The organism is Allobosea sp. P1_B10 (assembly GCF_056406735.1).
This window is the reverse complement of record NZ_JBFTZP010000021.1, coordinates 15,989-38,888: the sequence shown is the minus strand read 5'-3', so window position 1 is coordinate 38,888 and position 22,900 is coordinate 15,989. Positions and strand designations below refer to the sequence as shown.

Annotated in this window: 22 protein-coding genes; 13 read left to right on the top strand and 9 right to left on the bottom strand. The window is 66.2% G+C overall.

Features of this window, described 5'->3' with window-relative positions; translation table 11 throughout:
- Positions 1-7 precede the first annotated feature (7 nt).
- The 3 genes from AC1D2L_RS24655 (at position 8) to AC1D2L_RS24645 (ending at position 4,341) form a co-directional block, all read left to right on the top strand.
- The gene (locus AC1D2L_RS24655) at positions 8-1,471 is read left to right on the top strand and encodes an amidase family protein (RefSeq protein ID WP_476848544.1); all 1,464 of its coding nucleotides are present in this window, start codon (positions 8-10) and stop codon (positions 1,469-1,471) included.
- Between the two features lie 125 nt (positions 1,472-1,596).
- Entirely contained in the window at positions 1,597-2,976 is a 1,380-nt protein-coding gene (locus tag AC1D2L_RS24650; RefSeq protein ID WP_476848543.1) for an aspartate aminotransferase family protein, read from the top strand.
- 468 nt (positions 2,977-3,444) lie between these two features.
- Positions 3,445-4,341: a metallophosphoesterase gene (locus AC1D2L_RS24645; RefSeq protein WP_476848542.1), complete on the top strand. Its 897-nt coding sequence runs from the start codon at positions 3,445-3,447 to the stop codon at positions 4,339-4,341.
- 147 nt (positions 4,342-4,488) lie between these two features.
- Here the strand turns inward: AC1D2L_RS24645 and AC1D2L_RS24640 are convergent, their stop codons facing one another.
- A complete protein-coding gene (locus AC1D2L_RS24640) occupies positions 4,489-5,085 on the bottom strand; it encodes a L,D-transpeptidase (RefSeq protein WP_476848541.1) in 597 nt (198 codons plus the stop codon).
- Between the two features lie 221 nt (positions 5,086-5,306).
- Here AC1D2L_RS24640 and AC1D2L_RS24635 point away from each other — a divergent pair, with 221 nt between their 5' ends.
- Together AC1D2L_RS24635 and AC1D2L_RS24630 are read left to right on the top strand one after the other, a co-directional pair.
- Entirely contained in the window at positions 5,307-6,236 is a 930-nt protein-coding gene (locus AC1D2L_RS24635) for a histone deacetylase family protein (RefSeq protein WP_476848540.1), read from the top strand.
- Positions 6,237-6,291: 55 nt separating this feature from the next.
- Entirely contained in the window at positions 6,292-6,609 is a 318-nt protein-coding gene (locus AC1D2L_RS24630) for an NIPSNAP family protein (RefSeq protein WP_476848539.1), read from the top strand.
- 13 nt (positions 6,610-6,622) lie between these two features.
- On the opposite strand, the gene ribB is transcribed toward AC1D2L_RS24630, so the two are convergent.
- Positions 6,623-7,900, bottom strand: a complete 1,278-nt coding sequence (ribB, locus tag AC1D2L_RS24625) for a 3,4-dihydroxy-2-butanone-4-phosphate synthase (RefSeq protein ID WP_476848538.1) — start codon at positions 7,898-7,900, stop codon at positions 6,623-6,625.
- Positions 7,901-8,064: 164 nt separating this feature from the next.
- A complete protein-coding gene (aroC, locus tag AC1D2L_RS24620; RefSeq protein ID WP_476848537.1) occupies positions 8,065-9,183 on the bottom strand; it encodes a chorismate synthase in 1,119 nt (372 codons plus the stop codon).
- 425 nt (positions 9,184-9,608) lie between these two features.
- Here aroC and AC1D2L_RS24615 point away from each other — a divergent pair, with 425 nt between their 5' ends.
- The gene (locus AC1D2L_RS24615) at positions 9,609-10,382 is read left to right on the top strand and encodes a pseudouridine synthase (RefSeq protein ID WP_476848557.1); all 774 of its coding nucleotides are present in this window, start codon (positions 9,609-9,611) and stop codon (positions 10,380-10,382) included.
- Between the two features lie 3 nt (positions 10,383-10,385).
- Here AC1D2L_RS24615 and AC1D2L_RS24610 read toward each other — a convergent pair whose 3' ends face one another.
- The 3 genes from AC1D2L_RS24610 to AC1D2L_RS24600 all read right to left on the bottom strand — a co-directional run bounded on the left by AC1D2L_RS24610 (position 10,386) and on the right by AC1D2L_RS24600 (position 15,920).
- Positions 10,386-14,396 (bottom strand): Pls/PosA family non-ribosomal peptide synthetase, encoded by a 4,011-nt coding sequence (locus AC1D2L_RS24610; protein ID WP_476848536.1) that lies wholly within the window; start codon positions 14,394-14,396, stop codon positions 10,386-10,388.
- A gap of 361 nt (positions 14,397-14,757) precedes the next feature.
- Complete coding sequence (locus tag AC1D2L_RS24605) at positions 14,758-15,186, bottom strand: translation initiation factor 2 (protein ID WP_476848535.1); 429 nt, start codon at positions 15,184-15,186, stop codon at positions 14,758-14,760.
- 137 nt (positions 15,187-15,323) lie between these two features.
- A complete protein-coding gene (locus tag AC1D2L_RS24600; RefSeq protein ID WP_476848534.1) occupies positions 15,324-15,920 on the bottom strand; it encodes a histidine phosphatase family protein in 597 nt (198 codons plus the stop codon).
- Positions 15,921-16,073: 153 nt separating this feature from the next.
- Between AC1D2L_RS24600 and folP the strand changes: the two genes are divergently transcribed.
- The 3 genes from folP to folK are packed head-to-tail and all read left to right on the top strand — an operon-like array spanning position 16,074 to position 17,813.
- Positions 16,074-16,937 carry a dihydropteroate synthase gene (folP, locus tag AC1D2L_RS24595; RefSeq protein ID WP_476848533.1) on the top strand — a complete coding sequence of 288 codons (864 nt, stop codon included), beginning with the start codon at positions 16,074-16,076 and terminating at the stop codon, positions 16,935-16,937.
- Positions 16,934-17,308 (top strand): dihydroneopterin aldolase, encoded by a 375-nt coding sequence (folB, locus tag AC1D2L_RS24590; protein ID WP_476848532.1) that lies wholly within the window; start codon positions 16,934-16,936, stop codon positions 17,306-17,308. Before folP ends, folB begins: the two co-directional genes overlap by 4 nt.
- Entirely contained in the window at positions 17,289-17,813 is a 525-nt protein-coding gene (folK, locus tag AC1D2L_RS24585) for a 2-amino-4-hydroxy-6-hydroxymethyldihydropteridine diphosphokinase (RefSeq protein ID WP_476848556.1), read from the top strand. Before folB ends, folK begins: the two co-directional genes overlap by 20 nt.
- Before the next feature lie 14 nt (positions 17,814-17,827).
- Here folK and fabI read toward each other — a convergent pair whose 3' ends face one another.
- The 3 genes from fabI to AC1D2L_RS24570 form a co-directional block, all read right to left on the bottom strand.
- Positions 17,828-18,670, bottom strand: a complete 843-nt coding sequence (fabI, locus tag AC1D2L_RS24580; protein WP_476848531.1) for an enoyl-ACP reductase FabI — start codon at positions 18,668-18,670, stop codon at positions 17,828-17,830.
- Positions 18,671-18,828: 158 nt separating this feature from the next.
- Positions 18,829-19,749 carry a DnaJ C-terminal domain-containing protein gene (locus AC1D2L_RS24575; protein ID WP_476848530.1) on the bottom strand — a complete coding sequence of 307 codons (921 nt, stop codon included), beginning with the start codon at positions 19,747-19,749 and terminating at the stop codon, positions 18,829-18,831.
- A gap of 120 nt (positions 19,750-19,869) precedes the next feature.
- Positions 19,870-20,301 carry an RT0821/Lpp0805 family surface protein gene (locus AC1D2L_RS24570; RefSeq protein ID WP_476848529.1) on the bottom strand — a complete coding sequence of 144 codons (432 nt, stop codon included), beginning with the start codon at positions 20,299-20,301 and terminating at the stop codon, positions 19,870-19,872.
- A gap of 159 nt (positions 20,302-20,460) precedes the next feature.
- Between AC1D2L_RS24570 and pdxH the strand changes: the two genes are divergently transcribed.
- The 4 genes from pdxH to AC1D2L_RS24550 all read left to right on the top strand — a co-directional run bounded on the left by pdxH (position 20,461) and on the right by AC1D2L_RS24550 (position 22,769).
- Positions 20,461-21,075, top strand: a complete 615-nt coding sequence (gene pdxH, locus AC1D2L_RS24565; protein WP_476848528.1) for a pyridoxamine 5'-phosphate oxidase — start codon at positions 20,461-20,463, stop codon at positions 21,073-21,075.
- A 66-nt stretch (positions 21,076-21,141) separates the two neighbouring features.
- Positions 21,142-21,864, top strand: coding sequence for an SDR family NAD(P)-dependent oxidoreductase (locus AC1D2L_RS24560; RefSeq protein ID WP_476848555.1), 723 nt, complete (start codon positions 21,142-21,144; stop codon positions 21,862-21,864).
- On the top strand, positions 21,861-22,343 hold the full coding sequence (locus AC1D2L_RS24555; RefSeq protein WP_476848527.1) for an NUDIX hydrolase: 483 nt from the start codon (positions 21,861-21,863) through the stop codon (positions 22,341-22,343). Before AC1D2L_RS24560 ends, AC1D2L_RS24555 begins: the two co-directional genes overlap by 4 nt.
- Before the next feature lie 3 nt (positions 22,344-22,346).
- On the top strand, positions 22,347-22,769 hold the full coding sequence (locus AC1D2L_RS24550; protein ID WP_476848526.1) for a TIGR02301 family protein: 423 nt from the start codon (positions 22,347-22,349) through the stop codon (positions 22,767-22,769).
- The last annotated feature ends 131 nt before the right edge of the window (positions 22,770-22,900 follow it).

Sequence of the window (22,900 nt, the reverse complement as noted above, 5' to 3'; positions counted from 1 at the left end):
AATGGGCGTGGCGATCGATCTCACGGCATCGGCTTCCAGCCTGCGCGCCGCCCTTCTGGAACGACGCTTCAGCGCCACGGACCTGCTGGAGGCGACATTCGCACGCATCGACGCGCTGAACTCCCGTCTCAACGCCGTCGTCGCTCAGGATCGCGAGGCGGCCCGCGCCATGGCTGCAATCTCCGACGCGAGGCTGGCCAACGGCACGGCCCGCGCGCTCGAGGGGCTGCCGATCACGATCAAGGACGCCTATGACGTCGCCGGATTGCCCTCCTCGGGCGGGCTGCCCGCCTATCGCGAGCGCGTGCCCAACGAGGACGCGGTCGCGGTGGCGCGACTGCGCGCGGCCGGCGTGGTCATCATCGGCAAGAGCAATGTCCCGGTCTTCTCGGGCGACTTCCAGAGCTACAACCCCGCTCATGGCGTGACCAACAATCCGTGGAACGCCGCGTATTCGCCCGGCGGCTCCTCGGGCGGCGCCGCGACAGCGGTCGCGACCGGCATGAGCGCCTTCGAACTCGGCTCCGATCTCGGTGGCTCCATCCGCTGGCCGGCCCATGCCTGCGGCGTCTTCGGGCTGAAGACCAGTTGGGGGCTCGTCTCGACCTGGGGCGCGATCCCGCCGCCGCCGGAGCGTCGCACCGCCCGCAATGTCGACCTGATGGTGGCGGGGCCGATCACGAGGGCAGCCGAGGACCTCGACTTGATCCTGCCCGTTCTCGCCGGGCCGCGCGACGCCGCCCTTTCGGGACAGCCCCTGGCTCCGCCCCGCCGCGATACACCAAAAGGCCTTCGCGTCGCGGTCTGGGCCGATGATGCCTTTGCACCGGTCGATGCCGAGGTCTCCGGCGCGGTCAGGGAGGCCGCAACCCGGCTCGAGGCCGCCGGCGCCATCATCGACGAGACCGCCCGCCCCTCGCTACGCTTCACCGAAGCCTTCGAGGTCTATGCGCTGCTCAACCACGCGGTCGTCGCCTATGGCTTGCCGCCGAAGGTGCGCGCCCGCATCCAGGCGCAGGCCGCGCGCTTCCATCCCGGCGACCTCTCGCATCAGGCGTTGCAGGCGCGCGGCGCCGGCATGACGCCAGGATTGTACCAGCAGCTTTCGCAGCGGCGCCTGACGCTGAAGCGGCAATGGGCGCGCTTCTTCGAGCGCTACGACGTGCTGCTCTGCCCGCCCGCCCCCGTCGCGGCGATCCCGCACGACCACGGCCCCGACATCCATGCCCGCCGCCTGAGCGTGAACGGCACCGAGCGCCCCTATCTCGATTTCCTGCTCTGGGCCTCGCTCGCCACGGGCGCCGACCTGCCGGCGCTGAGCGCGCCGGTCCGACTCTCCAAGGACGGCCTGCCGCTGGGTGTGCAGATCGTCACCGCCATCGGCGAGGACCGAATGGCGATCGCGGTCGGCCGGATGCTGGAAATAAGCGGAGCCGGCTTCGTGGCTCCAGGTGGCGACGGCCCGCCCTGAAGGCGCGCGCAGCCGCCCTTGCCCTGCGGCAGAGTCTGCCGTGCCCTGCGTGAAAATCGCTCAGCGCTTGCGTGCCGCACGGTCTATTGTCGCACAAGCCGTCCACGAAATCCGGGAGCCGCCCTATGCTGTCCAACCTCGCCGTGCGCGATATCGAGACCCTCGTCCATCCCTATACGAATCTCGCGACGCATCGCGAAGTCGGTCCGCTGGTCCTGGAAAGCGGCAAGGGTGTCTTCGTCTATGACACCGCGGGCAAGGAATACATCGAGGGCATGGCCGGCCTGTGGTGCACCTCGCTCGGCTATTCGAACCAGGAACTGGTCGAGGCGGCCTATGAGCAGTTGAAGAAGCTGCCCTACACCCACATCTTCTCCGGCCGCAGCAACGACCCGGCGATCGAGCTGGCCGAGAAGCTGAAGGAGATCGCCCCGGTCCCGATCTCGAAGGTCTTCTATGGCGCGTCGGGCTCGGACGCCAACGACACCCAGGTCAAGCTCGTCTGGTACATGAACAATGCGCTTGGCCGGCCGCAGAAGAAGAAGATCATCTCGCGCCTGAAGGGCTATCACGGCGTCACCGTCGCCTCGGCCTCGCTGACCGGCCTGCCCAACAACCACATCGACTTCGACCTGCCGCTACCCGGCATCCTGCACACCTCCGCACCGCATCACTATCGCTTTGCGCAGGCCGGCGAGAGCGAGCAGGACTTCTCCTCACGTTTGGCCGAAGAGCTCGACGAGATGATCCAGCGCGAGGGTCCCGATACGGTCGCGGCCTTCATTGCCGAGCCGATCCTGGGCGCCGGCGGCGCGATCACCCCGCCCGAGGGCTATTTCGAGAAGATCAATGCCGTCCTCGGCAAGTACGACATCCTCTTCATCGCCGACGAGGTCATCACCGGCTTCGGCCGTACCGGCAAGATGTTCGGCACCGAGACCTATGGCCTGAACGCCGACTCGATCTCCTGCGCAAAGGCGATCACCTCGGCCTATTTCCCGCTCAGCGCCGTGATGATGAACGAGCGCATCTATGAGGTGCTCGTCGACCAGAGCAAGAAGATCGGCACGTTCGGCCACGGCAACACCTATGCCGGCCATCCGGTCGGCTGCGCGGTCGCGGTCAAGACACTCGAGATCTACCAGCGCGACAAGATCGTCGAGCACGTCCAGAAGGTCGAGCCGACCTTCCTGCGCCGCCTCAATGCGCTGGCGGACCATCCGCTGGTCGGCGAAGCGCGCGGCATCGGCCTGATCGGCGGGGTCGAGCTCGTCAAGGACAAGGCGACCAAGGCTTCCTTCGAGGGCAAGAAGGGCGTCGGCGCCAAATCCGCCTTCTACGCGCAGGAAGAGGGCTTGATCGTGCGCGCCATGGGCGACCGCGTCGCGTTCTGCCCGCCGTTGGTCATCAGCGAGGCCGAGATCGAGGAGATGTTCAGCCGCTATGAGCGCGCCCTCGACAAGACCCTGAACTGGGCCAAGGGCGAAGGCCTGCTCTCCGCCTGAGCTCCCAGCGCGGACACTGACGAAAGCCCGGCACAGTCATGTGCCGGGCTTTTTTGTGCTCTTTACGATTGTGGCAGAGACGCCGGAAGCCTGGTGAACCGCCACGAAGAAATCACGATCGCGCCGCGCCGCCGGCCTGATCGGCTGCCAGTTTTGCGGTGTCGAGGGCCAGGAACCGTCGGCGCTATTGCAACCAACGAAGTCGGGAGCCATGAGTCTCTTCAGCCTGCGTCGCACGACGCCCCATACTGCGAGTTTTCATGACCCTTCCGCCAGGGATGTCTATCCCTCCTGGTTCCGCCCGATCGGAATTCCTGCGGTTGCCGCGGGAACAAGACGTGCGCCTCCGGCGTTCAATGCATCGAGCGAGGATAAACCATCCCGGCCTGCCGGTGTCCTCCGCGAGACTTACGACGCACACCACGGATTCGACGACTGAGTATTTGAGACCCCCCCCCGAGACCACTGATGTTTGACCGGCGCAGAGTCCTCAAAGCTCTCGCCGGTCTTTTTTTCGTCGGCCTCGGCACGACGACGGGCTATGCGACCGCCTGGGAACCGACCCACCAGCGCATCACCCGCTACGCGCTGACACCGCGCGGCTGGCCAGCAGGCCGCAAACTGAAGCTCGCTGTTCTCTCGGACCTGCATATCGGCGGCCCCTACATGTCACTGGAGCGCGTCGAGGAACTCGTCGCCGCGACCAATGCGTTGAAGCCCGACATTGTGCTCCTGCTCGGCGACTTCATCGCAAGCCGGAAGCCGCGCCCGAGCGACCCGCCGATGCAGGCATGGGCCCGGCGCCTCGCCGACCTCAGGGCGCCGGCGGGCATTCATGCGATCCTCGGCAATCACGACTGGTGGCACGATGCCGAGGCGCAGTCGGCGCGCATGGGGCCGACCCAGGTCGGCCTGACGCTCGAGGCCGTTGGAATCACCGTGCTGGAAAACCGCGCGCTGCGGCTGGAGACCCCCGCCGGCCCGCTTTGGCTCGCCGGGCTCGGCGACCAGATCGCCTTCCTAAGGCGCCAGAAGGGCCTGCCGCTGGGGATCGACGATCTCGCCGGAACGCTAGAGCAGATCGCCGATGATGGCGCGCCGGCGATCATGATGGCGCATGAACCGGATGCCTTCGCGCATATGCCGGACCGCATAGGCCTGACATTGGCGGGCCACACCCATGGCGGTCAGGTCCGGCTGTTCGGTTGGTCTCCGGTCGTGCCGTCGCGCTACGGCAACCGCTACGCCTACGGACATGTCGTGCAGGAGGGCCGGAACCTGATCGTCTCAGGCGGCATCGGCACCAGCAAGCTGCCGATCAGGCTCGGCGTGCCCCCCGAGATCGTGCTTGTCGAGCTCGGCTGAACAGGCGCGCGCCTGACATCTGCATCCACGCTCATCGTCATTGCGAGCGCAGAAAAGCAATCCATGCCGTCAGAGCGCCACGCCAACTCGGGCTTCGCCGAGCACGCAATGGCGGAACGGCGACCAAGATAGTCGGTCGGTTCCGCCTCAGACCACGACGACTTTGGTGCCGCTGGGAACGCGGTTGAACAGGTCGATCACGTCGATGTTGCGCATGCGGATGCAGCCCGACGACGCCGAGCGGCCGATCGTCTCCGGCTCGTTGGTGCCGTGGATGCGATACAGCGTGTCCTTGCCATTCTGGTAGAGATAGAGTGCGCGGGCGCCGAGCGGGTTCTCGGGGCCGCCGGGCATGCCGCCCGCGAAAGGCTTCAGATGCGGCCAGCGGACAAGCATCTCGCCCGGAGGCGTCCAGCGGGGCCACTCTGCCTTGCGCTGGATCACAGCCTCGCCCGTCCAGCCGAAGGCTTCGTCGCCCGTCGCGACGCCGTACCGGATCGCCTTCTTGTTCGGCAGCACGTAGTACAGGTACTTCTCACGGGTATCGATATAGATCGTACCGGGAGGCTGACCGGTCGGATCAGCGATCTCGTAGGGCAACTGCGTGACGTAGTGGTCGAACTTCGGCACCAGCGCGATGTATTCGGCATCGCGGGCCGACAGCGCAGGGGCGCTGACGCTCTTGTACTGGCAGGCCCCCAGCAGGCTCGACAGGGCCAGGGCAAGGATCGCAGTCTTTTTCATGAGTCCACCAGCTGCCGTGAGGCGACCTTTATGATGAATCCGGAGTTAACGCTTCATGACGGCCGGATCGTTGTGCACCGCCACATGGTGCGACGAAGCACTAGGCCCGAAACATTTATGGCGCAATCTGGTTCCGTTTATGGCACGCGAATCCGGCGCTTCTCCGCAAGGCGTAGCAAAATAGCCACGAATTACCCTGCATCCCCTTGAGGCATCTCTCCTTGACGTCCTTGCTCATCACGCATCCGGCCAGTCTTGACCATGAGATGCCAGCCGGCCATCCCGAACGCGCCGACCGCCTGCGCGCCATCGAGCGCGCGCTGGAGGGCGAAAGCTTTTCCGGCCTGTTGCGCACGCTGGCGCCGCTCGGCACGCTCGACCAGGTCGCGCTCTGCCACCCCCGTGACTATGCCGAGACCATCATGGCCGCCTCTCCGCAATCGGGGATGGTCCAGCTCGACGCAGACACCTCGATGTCGCCGGGCACCGTCGAGGCTGCATTGCGCGGTGTCGGTGGCGCGATCCATGCAGTGGACGAGGTCATGCAGGGCCGGGTCGACAATGCCTTTTCGGCAACGCGCCCGCCCGGCCATCATGCGGAGCGCACGCGCGCGATGGGGTTCTGCTTCTTCAACAGCGCCGCGATCGCAGCGCGCCACGCGCAGAGCACCTATGGCATCGAACGCGTCGCGATCATCGACTGGGACGTGCATCACGGCAACGGCATCCAGGATATCTTCTGGAACGACGCCAGCGTGCTCTACGCCTCGACGCATGAGGCACCGCTCTTTCCCGGCACCGGCGCCGCCTCGGAGCGCGGCGAGCACGACACCATCCTCAACCTGCCGCTCCAGGCGGGAACCGGCCCCGAGGCGTTTCGCGAGGCCTTCGAGACAGCGTTGCTGCCGCGGGTCAGAGCATTTGCACCGGAGCTGATCATCATCTCGGCCGGCTTCGACGCGCATTGGCGCGATCCGCTGGCCAACATCAATCTCGAAGAGGCCGATTTCGCCTGGGCAACGCGCGAACTGATGGCGATCGCCGACGCCTGTGCGGGCGGCCGCGTCGTCTCGGTGCTTGAGGGCGGCTATGATCTCGAAGGCCTGTCGAAATCGACCGCGGCCCATGTCAGCGCGCTGATGGGCCGTTAACCTGCGCGCCACACCGCCCGATTCGGAACGGTGCTTCAGGGGCGAGGCCGATCTCATGGCGATCTTCGAAATGCGGACCTACACGATCAAGGTCGGCCTGCTGCACGACTATCTCAGGCTCTACCATGACGAGGGCTTCGCCATTCACTGCCGCTCTTTGGGGCCGGCGACCGCTTGGTTCTATTCCGATATCGGCGAACTCAACCAGGTCATGATGATCTGGCGCTACGACAGCTACGCGCAGCGCGAAGAGCGGCGCGAGAAGCTCGGCGCCGATCCGGACTGGCTCGCCTTCATCCCGAAGACGCGCGCCTATATCGAGAAAATGGAGAACAGAATCATCAAGCCGACCTTCTTCTCCCCGCTTCAGTGACGGCCTGAGCCGCTCACTCGAGCGGCTCGGTCCCGGCGATCTCGATACCAAAACCGCTCAGCCCGACGAAGGAGCGGGTCGAGGAGGCCAGGTTGACGATGGAGGCGACGCCGAGGTCGCGCAGGATCTGCGCACCCAGGCCGATCTCGCGCCATTGCTGGGTACGCAGCGAGTCGGAATCGTCCTCGACGCTCTTGATCGGCACGCCGGCCGAGCCGTCGCGCAGATAGATCAGGACGCCGCGGCCATCCTGCTGGAAGCGCTTCAGAGCACACTGGATCGACGGCGCGCCGCCGAGCACGTCAGCCACGACATCGGCCCTGTGCAGCCGCGCCGGCACCTTCTCGCCATCGCCGAGCTTGCCCATCACGAAGGCGAAGTGCTGCGTATCCTCGAAGGGGGTGACGTAGACATGGCCGGTCATCTCGCCATACGCCGTCTTTACCGGGAAGGAATGCACCCGCTCGACCAGCTTTTCGCGCGACTGGCGATAGGCGATGAGGTCGTCGACGGTGATCTGCTTCAAGCCGTGCTTCTCGGCAAAGGCCGTGATCTGCGCGCCCTTCATCACCGTGCCGTCGTCATTGGCGAGCTCGCAGATCACACCGACCGGCGGCAGGCCGGCAAGCTTGCAGAGATCGACCGCAGCCTCGGTATGGCCCGAGCGCATCAGCACGCCGCCATCCTTGGCGATCAACGGAAAGACATGGCCCGGCCGCACGAAATCGGTCGCACCCATATTGCCGTTGGCGAGCGCGCGCACGGTGTTGCAGCGCTGCTCGGCCGAGATGCCGGTGGTCAGGCCGTGCTTGACGTCGACCGTGATGGTGAAGGCGGTGCCAAGAGGGGCATCGTTGGAGGACACCATCGGATCCAGCCGCAGCCGCCGCGCCTCTGTCGAGGTCAGCGGCGCGCAGACGATGCCGCAGGTGTTGCGGATGATGAAGGCCATCTTCTCCGGCGTGCAGAGCGAGGCGGCGACGATGAGATCGCCCTCGTTCTCGCGATCGTCATCATCGGTGACGATGACGATCTCACCCTTGGCGAAGGCTTCGATTGCGGTGGTGACGTGGCTGGACATGGTGACCTCGCGCGGCGCTGACAGGCCGAGAAAATCATTGGGGGTAACGGAACCGCCGGTGGCGGCGGCAATGCGTTCGGCGCTTTCGCGCGAGATCCAGGCCCCCTGGTCGTTGCAGAGCGCCGTCACGCTCGCCGGCGACATGCCGACCAGCCGCGCAAATTCGCTGCGGCCGATCTTGTTTTGCGCGAGCCAGGGAGCGAGTTTCATGCAGCGAAGCTAATACGAGGTCGCTTCAGTTTCAATGAAAGACTATTCGATTTTCAGTGACACTGAAATTATATCGTCATTGCGAGCGAAGCGAAGCAATCCTGGGGACGTAGCGCTCGTCATGGCTGGATTGCTTCGCTTCGCTCGCAATGACGCCTCTGTGCTCAGGCCTCGAACGGCCAGCGCGACTCTATCACGCCGACCTGCGCGCGGTGGCGTAGGAACTGGTCCGCCAGCACGCAGGCGACCATCGCCTCGCCCACCGGCACGGCACGAATGCCGACGCAGGGGTCATGGCGCCCCTTCGTGAACATGTCGGCCTCGCCGCCCGTGCGGGTGACGGTCGCGCGCGTGGCGAGGATGGACGAGGTCGGTTTCACCGCAAAGCGCGCCACGATCGGCTGGCCCGTCGAGATGCCGCCCAGGATGCCGCCCGCATGGTTCGACAGAAACAGTGGCTTCCCATCATTGCCGGCGCGCATCTCGTCCGCGTTCTCCTCGCCGGAAAGCTCGGCGGCACCGAAACCGTCACCGAGTTCGACGCCCTTGACGGCATTGATGCTCATCAGTGCCGCGGCAATCTCGGCATCGAGCTTGCCGTAGATCGGCGCACCCAGCCCGGCCGGCACGCCCTCTGCGACGATCTCGAGCACCGCGCCGATGGAGGAGCCCGACTTCCTGATGCCATCGAGATAGGCCTCGAACATCTTCGCCGCCTCGGCGTCAGGGCAGAAGAACGGGTTGTTGCCGACCTCGTTCCAGTCCCAGTTGTCGCGATTGATCTTGTGCGGCCCCATCTGGACGAGCGCGCCGCGCACGATCATGCCCGGCACCACCTTTCGCGCGATCGCGCCGGCCGCGACCCGCATCGCGGTCTCGCGTGCCGAGGAGCGCCCGCCGCCGCGATAGTCGCGGATGCCGTATTTCACGTCATAGGTGAAATCGGCATGGCCGGGCCGGTACTTGTCCTTGATCTCTGAATAGTCCTTCGAGCGCTGGTCGACATTGTCGATCAGCAGGCCGATGGAGGTTCCGGTCGTGACCTGCACGCCGTCGCTCTCACGCGGAAAGACGCCCGAGACGATGCGGACTGCGTCCGGCTCCTGGCGCTGCGTCGTGAAGCGTGACTGGCCAGGACGGCGGCGGTCGAGATCACCCTGGATATCCGCTTCGGTCAGCGGCAGCAGCGGCGGGCAACCGTCGACCACGCAGCCGATCGCGGGCCCATGGCTCTCGCCGAAGGTGGTGACGCGGAAGAGGTGACCGAAGCTGTTGTGGGACATGGAGAGCCTGACGCCGTTTACTCATCCGGGTCTTAAGCTGGAACGCGACGCTGCGAAACCCTGAAGGGCCAATACCGGTCCTGCGACACCGCCATTGCTTGACAGCGGCTGCCCAAGGCGGCTTCAAGGCGCCATGAGACGCCTCATATTCCAGAAATCGCGCTGCTGGCGGCGCGGGAGTGTCATCATCGCGGGCGCCTAGCCCCGGACAGCCCCGCGCGGGCAAGTCCGGGGATCATGGCGCCCGGGTCCGCCATGACGCGCCGCGCGCGTCGCCCCTGACCCAAACTCACCTTTCAATCGATTGCAGTCGGCGTGGCGCAGAGCCTCCGCGACGCATCCTCATTCCGGCTACCCGCTCGCGCGCACCCGCAAGGGATAGACGCCGCTTGAGCGGACGTCCGCTATTCCGTGAGACCGGCACCATGTTGAACCGCAAGAGCCGCCCTCTCCCGGCGGGCTCCGTCAGCCTCGCCCGTGCGCTATCCAAGCTCGGCTATTGTTCGCGCACGCAGGGCGAGGCGCTGGTCCTGAGCCGGCGGGTCAAGGTCGATGGCCGCCTCGCCACGCATCCGAGCCTGCGGATCGACATGGACCGGGCGCGCATCCTGGTCGATGACGAGCCGGTCTTCGCCAATCAACGCGTCTACCTGATGGTCAACAAGCTGCGCGGCGTGGTGACGACGCGTCTGGATCCGCAAGGCCGCAGCACCGTCTATGACAGCCTGAGCGAGATCGACTTGCCTTTCATAGCGCCGGTCGGACGACTGGACATGGCCAGCGAGGGCCTGCTGTTGATGAGCAACGACACGCGCTGGGCCCAGCGCATCCTCGACCCCGCATCGGGCGTCGAGAAGACCTATCACGTCCAGATCGACACGGTTCCAGACGAAGCATTCATGCAAAGGCTGCGCGCCGGCGTCGTCGAGAATGGCGAGACGCTGTCGACGAGATCGGCTGAACTGCTCCGCCATGGCGAACGCAATGCCTGGATCGAGATGGTCATCGACGAGGGCCGCAACCGGCAGATCCGGCGCATCGTCGAGTCCGCAGGCGCGCAGGTGCTGCGGCTCGTGCGCGTCGGTATCGGTGCCTTGACGCTGGGAGACCTCGCCAAGGGCGCGGTCAGGCCACTTGAGCCTGCCGAGATCGCGCTGCCCCTGGCATCGGCCGCCGCGCCGAGTGGCGCGCACCGCTGAGTCTCAGGCGGCGTGCGCCTTTGCCGGCACGGCTGGCGCACCCTCCCAGCGCGTATGCGCCGGCAGGTTCTCGCCCTTCATGATCACCGTCAGCAGGCCGATCTGGGCGTAGTCGCCGACATGGGTATCGTAGAGCACGGTAGCCCCCGCCCCGACGCAGACGCCATTGCCAAGATGCACGCGGCCGACCTTCATGACGCGGTCCTCATAGAGATGCGTCTGCAGGGCGGAATGTGCGTTGATGGTGCAGAAATCGCCCATCCGCACGCAGTCGAACTCGGTGATATCCGTCGAATCCATCCAGCAGCCCTTGCCGAAGCGCGCCCCGAACAGCGTCAGGAACCAGGGCAGGAACGGCGTGCCGCGCAGATAGTCGAACAACACCTTGCCGCCCAACCCCCAATAGAGCACCGCGACAGCCTCGGTCCGCATCGCCCAGAACGACCACATCGGCTTCATCACCGGCTTGTAGACGCCCATCATCAGCCATTTGATCGCCGCACAGATCAACGCCTGGGTGACCGCGATCAGCACCGACACGCCCATGAAGGAGAGCACCAGGCCGACCCAGTCCTGCTCGTTGATCTTCTGCTGCAGCACCAGATCGACGGCAATCGTGCCGAAGGTGATGAACAGCATCGCCGGGAACGAGGTGTGCAGCGCCTCGAAGGCACCGCGCGCGAACTGCTTGCGCAGCGAAGGCTTGTAGGTCCAGTCGGCCCCGAGATCGACCTTCTGCCGGGTCGGCAGGCGGATCGGCGGCGAGCCGAACCAGGTGTCGCCGGCCTGCATCATCTCGTTGGCCGGCGGCTTCGACTTGATGCCGATCAGCACGCGGTCGGGGATGTCAGCGCCGGGCGGCACCACCGCATCGTTGCCGACGAAAACCTGCTCGCCGGTCCTGGTCATGTCGAGGCGCATGTATCCGCGCCGCATGTCCTCGTCGCCGAACACCACCTCGTCGGCGATGAAGTTGCCGGCCCCGATCGCGGTCAGGTCATAGCGGCCCGAGAGATTGGTCGAGATCTCGGCACCGGTGCCGATCCGCGCGCCCATGATCCGGTACCAGAAGCGCATATAGATCGTGGCAAACAGTGAGGACAGCGTCTCCAGTGTCACCTCGGTGGCAAGGGCGACGGTCCATTTCCGGGCATAGAAGCCCGAATGGATAGACCATGAGCCCGAGGTCACGCGCGGCAGGATCAGCCAGCGCAGCCCCGCCATCAGGAAGACGGTGAAGGCGATGAGCCCGATCGCGGTCGGCCAGGTCAGGATGGGCAGGTACCAGAGGTAGCTCACCTCCGACCAGGTCGCGATCCAGTCGTCGATCTGGTCGAACAGCCAGAAGGCCGGGAAGATCGGCAGCAGGCTGACCGGCGGCAGCACGATCAGCATCAGGATGTAGAACGCGGTCATCGCCGCGCGCCGGCGCGGGCTGGCTTCGGCCTGCGGCGGCAGCGAGGCGAGATCGACCATGCCGGTCTTGCGCGCCGGCGTCCCGTCCCAGATTTCGGCCTCGCCGATCCGGCCATGCGGCCTGATCGCGCTGAGATCGCCGATCTCGGCGTGGTCGCCGACGACGCAGTCATGTCCGAACACGACCGATGCACCGGCCGAGATATCCCTGCCGAGCGTGATCCTGCCGATGATCAGCTTATCGCCCACGGCCTCGCCATTGGCGAACGTGGTCTTGGAGCCGAGCGTCGTGCCGTCTCCGATCTCGATCAGGTCGACGGCGCCGGCCTCGTAGTCCGAGATGATGACGTCGCGGCCGACCTTGGCGCCGAGCAGGCGCCAGTAGAACCGCATTACAGGGGTGCCCTGCAGCCATTTGATATGGACGAGACCAGCGACACGGGCGGCGAACCACCAGCGGAAATAATACACGCCCCAGAGCGGGTAGACGCCGGGCTTGGTGCGGCCGAGCACGATCCATTTCAGCGCGATCGAGATCAGCCCTGTCACGATGGTGATTGCAACATAGACGCCGAGCAGCGCAAAGACCTGTCCGACGAGCGAGAATGCCTCGCCGGAGATCAGCATGTAGGTGACGAAGATGCCGAGCCATTGCGCGGTCGAGAGACCGATGATGATCGGCAGGACGGCAGCCTGCGCCAGCCCGCACAGGAAGCGACGCAGGAAGGGCGGTGGCGTGAACGAGAGATCCTCGGCCTCGGCGATGCCGCGCCCGTCTAGAAGGGCCGCCATGCCGCGCAAGCTGCGCGCGCCATAGACGTCCTGCAGGGTGATCCCGGCATAGGCCGGCGTCTCGCGCACGATCGAGATGAAGCGCGCCGCCAGCAGCGAGTGGCCGCCGAGATCGACGAAGAAATCGGCCTCCAGAGGGAGGCTCGCGGCGCCGAGCACGCGCTTGGCGGCCTCCAGCAGCGCGGCCTCAGTGGGATTGCGCGGGGGCTCCTGCTCGCCTGCAGCCGACGGCGCCGTCAGCGGCGCTGCCTTGAGCATCTTCCGGTCGACCTTGCCGGAGACCATGCGCGGCAGCGAGCCGACAGCCTCGAAATGCGCGGGGACCATATAGGGCGGCAGCTTGTCACGCAGGGCAGCGCGCAGCGCCGCGCCATCGACCGCGACGCCGGGCTCGGCCACGACGAAGGCGACGAGACGCTCGATCTCGTCATCAGTGCGCATCACCACGGCGGCCTGGTTCACGCCCGGCTCGTCGGCGAGCTTGGACTCGATCTCGCCGAGCTCGACGCGGAAGCCGCGGATCTTGATCTGGTCGTCGATGCGCCCGTGGAAGACGATGTTGCCGGCCTCGTCGAGGCTCACCGCGTCGCCCGAGCGATACAGCACGGGATCGTCGATACCGCCGAAGGGGTTGGCGATGAACTTCTCGGCCGTCAGTTCCGGGCGGCCGTGATAGCCCTTGGCGACGCTGGGGCCGCCGATCAGTAGTTCGCCCTGCTCGCCGGCGGCCAGCAGCTTCATGTCCTCGCTGACGATATAGGCGGTGTAGTTCGCGATCGGCTGGCCGATCGTCACGGTCTCGCCGGGCACCACCTCCGCGGCGGTGGCGACGACGGTCGCTTCGGTCGGCCCATAGGTGTTGAGAATGCGCCGTCCGGGCCGCGACCATCTCTGCACGATGGCGGGCGGCAGAGCCTCGCCGCCCATCAGGATCAGGCGCAGCGACGGCACGTCGGAGGGCAGGATGCCAAGCAGGGTCGGCACGGTGTCGATGATCGTGACGCCGGCCTCGGTCAGCAGGGCCGGCAACTTCTCGGCATCGCCCATCGTCTCGGGCGAAGCCACGAAGAGCGTCGCGCCGACGAGATACGGCGTCCAGATCTCCTCCATCGAGAGATCGAACGCGACCGAGGCGCCCTGGAAGACGATGTCATCGGGACCGAACTCGTAGAAGGCGTTACCCGAGCGCAGGAAATGGCAGATGTTGCGATGGCTGATGACGATCGCCTTCGGCGTTCCCGTCGAGCCGGAGGTGTAGATCAGATAGGCTGGATGGTCCTTGGTGAGACCAGTCGCGCGCGCCGGCATCTCGACGCCGTCGGAAGCGCCTGCGAGGGCGTCAGGCGTCCAAACCGTGCGTCCCGCAGCGCTGGCGCGTCCGCTCCACTCGGCTGATGTTACCAGCCCCTTGGCGCCTGCATCGTTGAGGCAGGTGGCGATGCGCTCGACCGGCGCCTCCGCATCGAACGGGACCCAGGCCGCGCCAGCCCGCGTGATCGCGATCTGGGCGACGAGCAGTTCGATGCCACGCGGCATCCAGAGGCCGACCATGTCTCCGGCCGCGACACCGGCAAGCGCCAGCCCCCGCGCCTGGCGACCAGCCGCCTCCCAGACCTCGGCATAGCTGAGTTGCCGTGAACCATCCACCAGCGCCGGATGCGGCCCCCGCGACCCGACGGTCGCCGCGAAAATCTCGCCCAGGACTTCGTCGCGCAGAAAATCGGGCCGCTTGTCGCCGGCCAGCATGGCGAGCGGCCTAGCAGCCGCCAGATCTGCCGTCGCCGACAGCGTACTCACGTCGTTCATCGCGCCCCGCTGCGGTCAGGCCAGATGCATGGAGAGGCGGGCGCTACGCCCTTCGCCATGCCGTTCCATCCTGTCACGCACCTTTAAACAAACTCGGAATCGCGCATTCGAGGATGCACGTCTCCGGTCGAGCCCCCCGGCCGAGCAAGCCGCTGCTTCATAGCGCCTGCTAGCACATTTCTCCTGCGAGAGCACGACTGAACCCGCGATGAACGTCAGGCGACGTCGAGGCAAGTCGGACATGTCGTGACGTGGGTGGCGGTCGAGGTGGGCTGGATGTGCCGCGTCCAAAACAGCAGAACCCAGGCTAAAGCCTGGGTTCTGCTGGAGTCGAGATGCTCTCTGCTGAGAGCGAAGGCTCTCAGGAAACCGGACGCCCCCTGCGCCTTGTCGGCATCGCCTTGCGGGATTTTGCTACCGGAACCAGCGTCGCGAAGACGGGGTTAGGCTTGTGATCGAGCGCAGCGCCCGTCGCAGCGTCCACACCCATGCCGATCACTCCACCTATGAGAATGTTGCCCGCGAATCCCGCCGCCCCACCCCCGCTCACATCGGTGGTCACCGCGACCTGCTGTGTCTGATAGCCGGACAGCGAGAAGCTCGCGACGAACTCCTGCTTGCGGCTGATCGGAAATGTGCAGGGCGTCGCCTGGCAGGTCAGGCCGTTTGAAGTCTGGACATGGGCACCGGTAGGTTCCGAATTGAAAGTGACGTCGTTCGTCGTGCCACGCGTCACAGTTCCGCAAGCGCCCAGGCCAAGGGCCAGGACTGATACCAAAGCAAATTTCATAGATTCCCCCAAGAGTTAGGTCAGCTATGACTGCTTTCGTAACGCGGCGATATCAGACCATTTGCCAAGAGCCCAGGGGTAAAATAACTGGGCGCCAAAGGCATCCGCGAGCGTTGCCATTGAGGCGATCTGGAAATTTAGAGCCAGTCGGCCTTGTTGCCGTTCACGACCAGGATTTTGCCCTGCCAGATATCGACAAGAGCGGCCTTCTGCGGCGACACCGCGCCCACCAGCGCCAGCACGGCGCGCGCCACACCACCATGGCTGACAACCACAGTCTCGCGGGTGAACTCCTTGAGCACGGGCGCGATCCGCTCGGACAGCATCCGATAGCTCTCCCCGGCAGGCGGGATGAAGCCCCATTTGTCGCGCTGGCGGGCCTGCGCCAGCTCGCGGTCGGATTTGCGGAGGTCGCGCCAGGTCTGCCCTTCCCAGCTGCCGAAGGTCAGCTCGCGAAGCCGCGGCTCGACGCGCGCCTTGTCGGGCGACATTGCGAGCTCGCCGCTGATGATCGTCATCGTCTCCCGGGCCCGCTCCATCGGCGAGACCACAAAGTCGAGCTCGGCAAAATTCGGTGCGAGTTCCCGCAAGCGTCCCGCCGCCTCGACGGCCTGCGTGCGCCCCAGCGCATTGAGCGGGATGTCCTGGGCGCCCTGGAGGCGGCCCTCGCGATTCCAGTCGGTTTCGCCGTGACGGATGAGGATGAGCCGGTGCGGAAGCGTGATCGGGATCATGTAGGGCTCATGCACGCTGCGCCATCGACCTCAAAGCGCTGAATCGGCACGGCCACATGCACAGCAGCCATGACGGGCAAGACGGGCCCTCCCCGTGCTTTCCGTTGGCCTGCTCGGCGGCAGCCCTGTATAGGCGGCACGACGTTTCAGTAGATGGTTCAAATGCCCCGGTCCCTCACCTTGCCAGACGGCCGCAGGCTCGCGCTCGACCAGGGCCCGCTCGTGATGGGCATCGTCAACGTCACGCCCGATTCCTTCTCCGACGGCGGCCAGCTCGCCGACGCGCAAGCTGCCATCGCGCATGGCCGCCGGCTGGTCGACGAAGGCGCGGCCATCATCGATATTGGCGGCGAATCCACGCGGCCCGGCCATCTCACTGTCGATGCAGCCACGGAGATCGCCCGCGTGCGTCCCGTCATCGCGGGTCTGCACGGCGCTGAGGCGGCGCCGATCTCGATCGACACCTGGAAGGCCGAGGTCGCGGAGGCCGCGCTGCGCGCCGGCGCCTCGATCGTCAACGACATTTGGGGCTGCCAGCGCGAGCCCGCCATCGCCGGGGTCGCAGCCCGTTTCGGCGCGCCGATGATCCTCATGCACAACCGCGATGCGATCGACCCGGGGATCGATATCTGGGACGACGTGCTGCATTTCCTCGAACGCTCGATCGCGATCGCGACCGGGGCGGGCGTAGCCCTGGGCCAGATCGTGGTCGATCCGGGCGTAGGCTTCGGCAAGACGCCGGCGCAGAACCTCTCGATGATTCGCGATCTCGGCCGGCTCGAACAACTGGGCTGCGCGATCCTGCTCGGCGCCTCGCGCAAATCGACGATCGGCCTGATCACCGGCCAGAAGGTTGCCGCCGAGCGCCTGGCCGGCAGCATCTCGGCCCATCTCTACGGGGTCTCGCAAGGGGCCGCGATCATCCGCGCCCATGACGTGCGCCACCACATCGAAGCATTGCAGGTCTGGCGCGCGATCGCCGAGGCCGACGGCACAACGGCAAGGGGACCCGCGTGAGCGAGACCGGCATCATCCTGATCGAGAAGCTCGATATCTACGCCTATCACGGCTTCTTCACCGAAGAGGAGCGGCTCGGGCAGCGTTTCGTGCTTGATCTTCTGCTGGAGACCGACCTGCGCGCCTCGTCGATCAGCGACGCGCTGAACGACACCGTGAACTATGGCGAGGTGGTCAAGGTCGTGACACAGGCCTTTACCGCACGTCGCTTCAACCTGCTGGAGGCCGCGGCGCGCGCCGTAGCGCTGGCCGTGCTCGAGAGCTTCCCACCCGTCACCCGGATCGAGGTCACGCTGCGCAAGCCTGCGCCGCCGATCCATGCGACACTGTCCTCGGTCGGCATCAAGCTGGATTTCCGGCGTGAGCATTGACGTCACGCTTGGGCTCGGCGGCAATATCGGCGATCCCGTCAAGGCTTTCGCAGCCGCGCTGGCGGGACTGTCTCGCACGCCCGGCGTGACGCTGAAGCGCGTCTCGTCGGTCTATCGTACCGCGCCCTGGGGCAAGCTCGACCAGCCCGAATTCCTCAACCTGGCGGTGCTGATCGAGACCGACCTCGCTGCAGCGGAGGTTCTGGAACTGTGCCTGGCGCTGGAGCGCAGCCAGGGTCGCGAGCGCCATGAGCGCTGGGGGCCGCGCACGCTCGACATCGACATCCTGACCTATGGGCCCGAAGCCATCGACAAGCCGGGCCTTCAGGTGCCGCATCCGCGCATCGCCGAGCGCGCCTTCGTGCTGGCGCCCCTGGCCGAGATCGCGCCGGGCATTCTGATCAGCGGCACAGACGTCGCGACGCTGCGAGACCGCCTCGCCGGCGCCGACGTCAGGCGCGACGACGCGGAGACGCTGCGGCTTGAGGCGCTCGCCTCAGCCTGAGGCGAGCGAGGCGATCACTCGCCCTTGTCGAGGGTGATGTCGGGCGCGGTTGGCACCTTCATGCCGACGACGTGATAGCCGGCGTCGACATGCAGGATTTCGCCGGTGATGCCGCGCGACATGTCGGACACCAGGAACACGGCGGTCTCGCCGACTTCCTCGATCGTCACGGTGCGGCGCAGCGGCGAGTTATACTCGTTCCAGCGCAGGATGTAGCGGAAGTCGCCGATGCCCGAGGCGGCCAGCGTCTTGATCGGGCCGGCCGAGATCGCGTTGACGCGGATCTTCGAGGGGCCGAGATCGGCGGCGAGATATTGCACGCTCGATTCCAGCGCGGCCTTGGCGACGCCCATGACGTTGTAATGCGGCATCCACTTCTCGGCGCCGTAATAGGTCAGCGTCAGCATCGCGCCGCCATCGGTCATCAGCTTTTCGGCGCGCTGGGTTACGGCGGTGAAGGAGTAGCAGGAGATCAGCAGCGACTTGGTGAAATTCGCCTCGGTGGTCTCGACATAACGCCCGGTCAGCTCGTCCTTGTCGGAGAAGGCGATGCAGTGCACGACGAAATCGAGCTTGCCCCAGAGCTTCTCGACCTCGGCGAAGACCGCGTCGATCGAAGCGGAATCGGTGACATCGCAATGGCCGACGACATGGCCACCGAGTTCCTTCGCCAGCGGCTCGACACGCTTCTTGAGTGCGTCGCCCTGATAGGTGAACGCCAGTTCCGCGCCGGCATCGGCAGCGGCCTTGGCGATACCCCAGGCGATGGAACGGTTATTCGCGACGCCCATCACGAGCCCGCGCTTGCCCTTGAGGAGGTTGGCGGTCACGGGAGCGGCAGTGCTGGCTTCAGGCATCGGAGACCCTGGAAGGAAACAAAAGGAGGGGGTCTCTTAGAACATGACGCCGAAAAGAGGAAACCGGATTTCGGATGCGCCCACAACAAGTCGGCGCACGCCTCCTCTTCCCGGCCGCCTGCAAGCGGAAAAGCCGGGGCGGCGGGCCGCTGGCGGCCCTACGCAGTCCGCGCTTTCATCAGTGCCGTGAGCTCGGCATCGGTCTCCGGCATCTCGATGTCGATCGCGACTAAGAGGTCGCCGGCAGCGCCCTTCTCGCCCTTCAGGCCCTTGCCGCGCAGGCGAAACTGCTTGGTCGTTCCGGTCAGCGGCGGGATCTTCATCTCGACCGCGCCGGTCGGTGTCGGCACATGCAGCGCTCCGCCGAGCACGGCCTGCGCGAGCGGGACGGCGACGCGCGTGCGCAGATCATTGCCGTCGATCGCGAAGCGCGAATCCGGCTTGACCTTCACGGTCATCATCACGTCGCCGGCTTCGCCGGAGAACGGGTCGGCCTGGCCCAGCCCGCGAAGTCGCATGACCTTGCCGTCGGCCACACCCTCGGGAATCGTGACCTCGACCTCGCGCCCGCCGGGGAGCCTGACGCGCCGCGTCGCGCCAGCGACCGCCTCGCTCAGCGTGACCTCGATGGTGAAGCTCTGGTCCTGCGGCTTGGCATGCTGCTGCCGTGCCCGGCCGCCGCCACCGCCGCGCCGGGCCGCATCGCCAAACAGAGAGCCGAAGATGTCGGCTGGGTCGAAGCCCATATCGGCACCACCACGAGCGGCCCCAGGGCCGCCCTGGCCGAAATTGAACTCGAAGCCGCCGGCGCGGCCGCCGCGCCCCGCACCCATGCCTTCGAAACCCTGGTATTTCGCCTTGCCGTCGGCATCGATCTCGCCGCGGTCGAACTGCTTGCGCTTGGCATCGTCGCCAAGGATCTCATAGGCGCCGTTCAGCTCGGCAAAGCGGTCCTGCGCCTTGGGATCGTTCTGGTTCCGATCCGGATGCAGGTCCTTGGCGCGCTTCCGGTACGCCTTCTTGATCTCGGCCTCATCGGCCGAGCGGGCGACACCCAGAACCTGATACGGATCACGCATTCAAAAACCCCATTCGCACGATTGCCGGCGCAGCGCGGCGCCTGCCTGCGATATCTGGGAATGGTGTGGCGCGAGTGCAACAGCCCCGGCAAAGTTTCCAGGACACGCCCCGCGCCGGCCTCAGCTCGTCCCCTTCCAGGGCTGCATGTCCGTGACCGACCATTCGCCGCCGGAGGGCCGGCAAGCCGTGCCCTGCAGTTTCGCAGGTTTGGTCTGGGTTTGCACGCTGGCAATGAAAGCGCGGCAGATTTCATCGGAGCGCACGAAAGGCCCGCCGACCGGGATGAAGGAGCCCTTGATTCCGCTTTGCGGGTTGTCCCAGTTCACCGCGGCTCCGTTGCCCTGCGGATCGAGCGCGACGGCCATGGCGCCATCGGCCCGGCGCATGTCCTCGGGCCCTAGCTCGCTTGCCAGCGAGGCCAGCGGCCCTGTGCCGACCGCCCCCCGCGCCGGCAGCACCGCGGAAGTGGTCGCGACCTCGTCCTCGCTCTTGCCGGACAGGCCCAGGATCGGAAACGAAACCGAGCAGCCGGCAGCCAGCACGCTGATCACGACAGCGCCTGCGACCGCTCCACAGCGCATGGATGTGCCGCGCGAAGCAGGGCTTTGGATCGCCCCGCTCGCTGCCCTATACAGATGCGTTGTCACACCCCAGATCACAAATCGCGCTCGCCCGACGCAAAGACCAGAAAACTCTCGAGGATTAGACACGTGGAACGGTTAACGAGCGGTGACTTCACGCAAAGCGACGAGCCCTTTGCCCTGTTTGCCGAGTGGCTGGCCGACGCCGAGCGCTCCGAGCCCAACGACCCCAATGGCATGGCGCTTTCGACCGTGGACGCCGATGGCCTGCCAAACAGCCGAATGGTCCTGCTCAAGGGCTACGACACGGACGGTTTCGTGTTCTACACCAACACCCAGAGCCAGAAGGGCGAGGAGCTGCTCGGCCAAGGCAAGGCCGCAGCGCTGTTTCACTGGAAGAGCCTGCGCCGCCAGGTGCGTATCCGGGGCCCCGTCTCGATCGTGACAGACGCCGAGGCCGACGCCTATTTCCAGTCGCGCCCCCGCGACAGCCGGATCGGTGCCTGGGCCTCGCAGCAATCGCGCCCGCTCGAGAGCCGTTTTGCGCTGGAGAAATCCGTCGCTGTGCATGCCGCCAAGTTTGGGCTTGGCGAAATCCCGCGCCCCCCGCATTGGACCGGGTTTCGTATCGAGCCCGTGTATATCGAATTCTGGCGCGACGGCGCATTCCGTTTGCACGATCGCGTCGTCTTCCGCCGCTCCTCGGCCTCGCAGCCCTGGGCGCGCACGCGCCTCTACCCCTGAGGAATAGCTTTCATGGCGATGCCAAAATTCGATTTCCCCAAGACAGAGGCCGGCAAGCGCCCGGTCATGCTGCTGACCGGCGCCAGCCGCGGTATCGGCCATGCCACGGTGATGCAGTTCGCCATGGCGGGTTGGCGCATCCTGTCGTGCTCGCGCCAAGCCTTTTCCGATAAATGCCCCTGGCCGTCAGGCGCCGACGATCACATCCAGATCGACCTCGGCGATCCCGAGGACACGATGCGCGGCATTGCCGAGATCAAGAAGCGGCTCGCCGCGGAGGGCGGCAAGCTGAACGCTCTGGTCAACAATGCCGGCATCTCGCCAAAGGGCAGCAACGGCCAACGGCTCGGCGCGGCGACGACCTCGTTCAACGACTGGCACAAGGTCTTCCAGGTCAACTTCTTCGCGCCGATCATGCTGGCGCGCGGCCTGCTCGACGAATTGACCGTCGCGAAGGGCGCGATCGTCAACGTGACCTCGATTGCCGGCTCGCGGGTGCACCCCTTCGCCGGCGCGGCCTATGCCACCTCGAAGGCGGCGCTCGCGAGCCTGACCCGCGAGATGGCGGCCGATTTCGGACCCTTTGGCATCCGCGTGAACTCGATCTCGCCCGGCGAGATCGACACTGCGATCCTGTCGCCCGGGACCGAGAAGATCGTCGCGACCCTGCCGATGAAGCGTCTCGGCAAGACCGACGAGGTCGCCAAGGCGATCTACTTCCTGTGCACCGACGCCTCGAGCTACGTCACCGGTTCGGAGCTCCACATCAATGGCGGGCAGCACGTGTGAGCGACGCCAGCGGCCAGGTCATTCGCTTTCCCGCATCCGGCAAGGCGCCGGCCCGGCCGGTGCTGGCAGCGTCCATCGCGGTCTTCCGCGATGGAAAGGTCCTGCTCGCGACCCGCACCAAGCCGCCGGCAGACCAGCTCTGGTCCCTGCCCGGCGGCAAGGTCGAGGCCGGCGAGACCCTTGAGGAGGCGGCCCTGCGCGAACTCGACGAGGAGGTCGGCGTCAGCGCCCGCATCATCGGCTTCAACCGCCATGTCGAGATCTTCGGCCGCGACGCCAAGGGCGCGGTGACGCATCACTTCGTCGTCGCCTCCTTCGTCGGGGAGTGGCTGGCCGGCGAGCCCAAGCCCGGGCCGGAAGCCGGCGCCGTGATGTGGGCCGATCCGCTGCGGCTGGGCGGGCTGGCGACCACGCGCGAGCTCGGCGATGTCCTGCGCCGCGCCGATGCGATCCTTCGCAGTGCCCCTGGCCGGCCCTAGGCGATGCGCATCCTCGCCGCTGCACTGTGCCTGAGCCTGTCCGTTTCCGGCGGCGCGATCGCGCAGGTCCAGCGGCCCGCCCCCGCACCGAATCAACCTCCTGCAGCGCAACCGGACCCCGCGCCCTCCCCCTACGAGCCGCAATTGCTGGATCTCGCCGAAATCATGGGCTCGCTGGCCTATCTGCGGACGCTCTGCGCGGGCAAGGAGGCCGAGACCTGGCGCGAGCGGATGTCCGCGCTGATCGAGGCCGAAGGGCGCACCGCCGCCGCCCGCGAAAGGCTGACAGCCGCCTATAACCGCGGGTTCCGGGCCTATGCAGCGACGCACCGGGCCTGCACCGAGGGCAGTCAGGAGGCTTCGGCGCGACTTGCCAGCGAGGGCCAGCGCCTGTCCCGGGCGCTTGCGGGACGCTATGGCGGATAGGTTACAGCTGAACGAAAACTCCTTTCCGTCAAAACTCTCGCGCTGAAATTAACCTTTCTTAAAGACCGTCGTAGCGCGCGGCAGAAAGCCTTTGTATGAAATAGGGGCGTTAGTGGTTCGGCTACACAGTA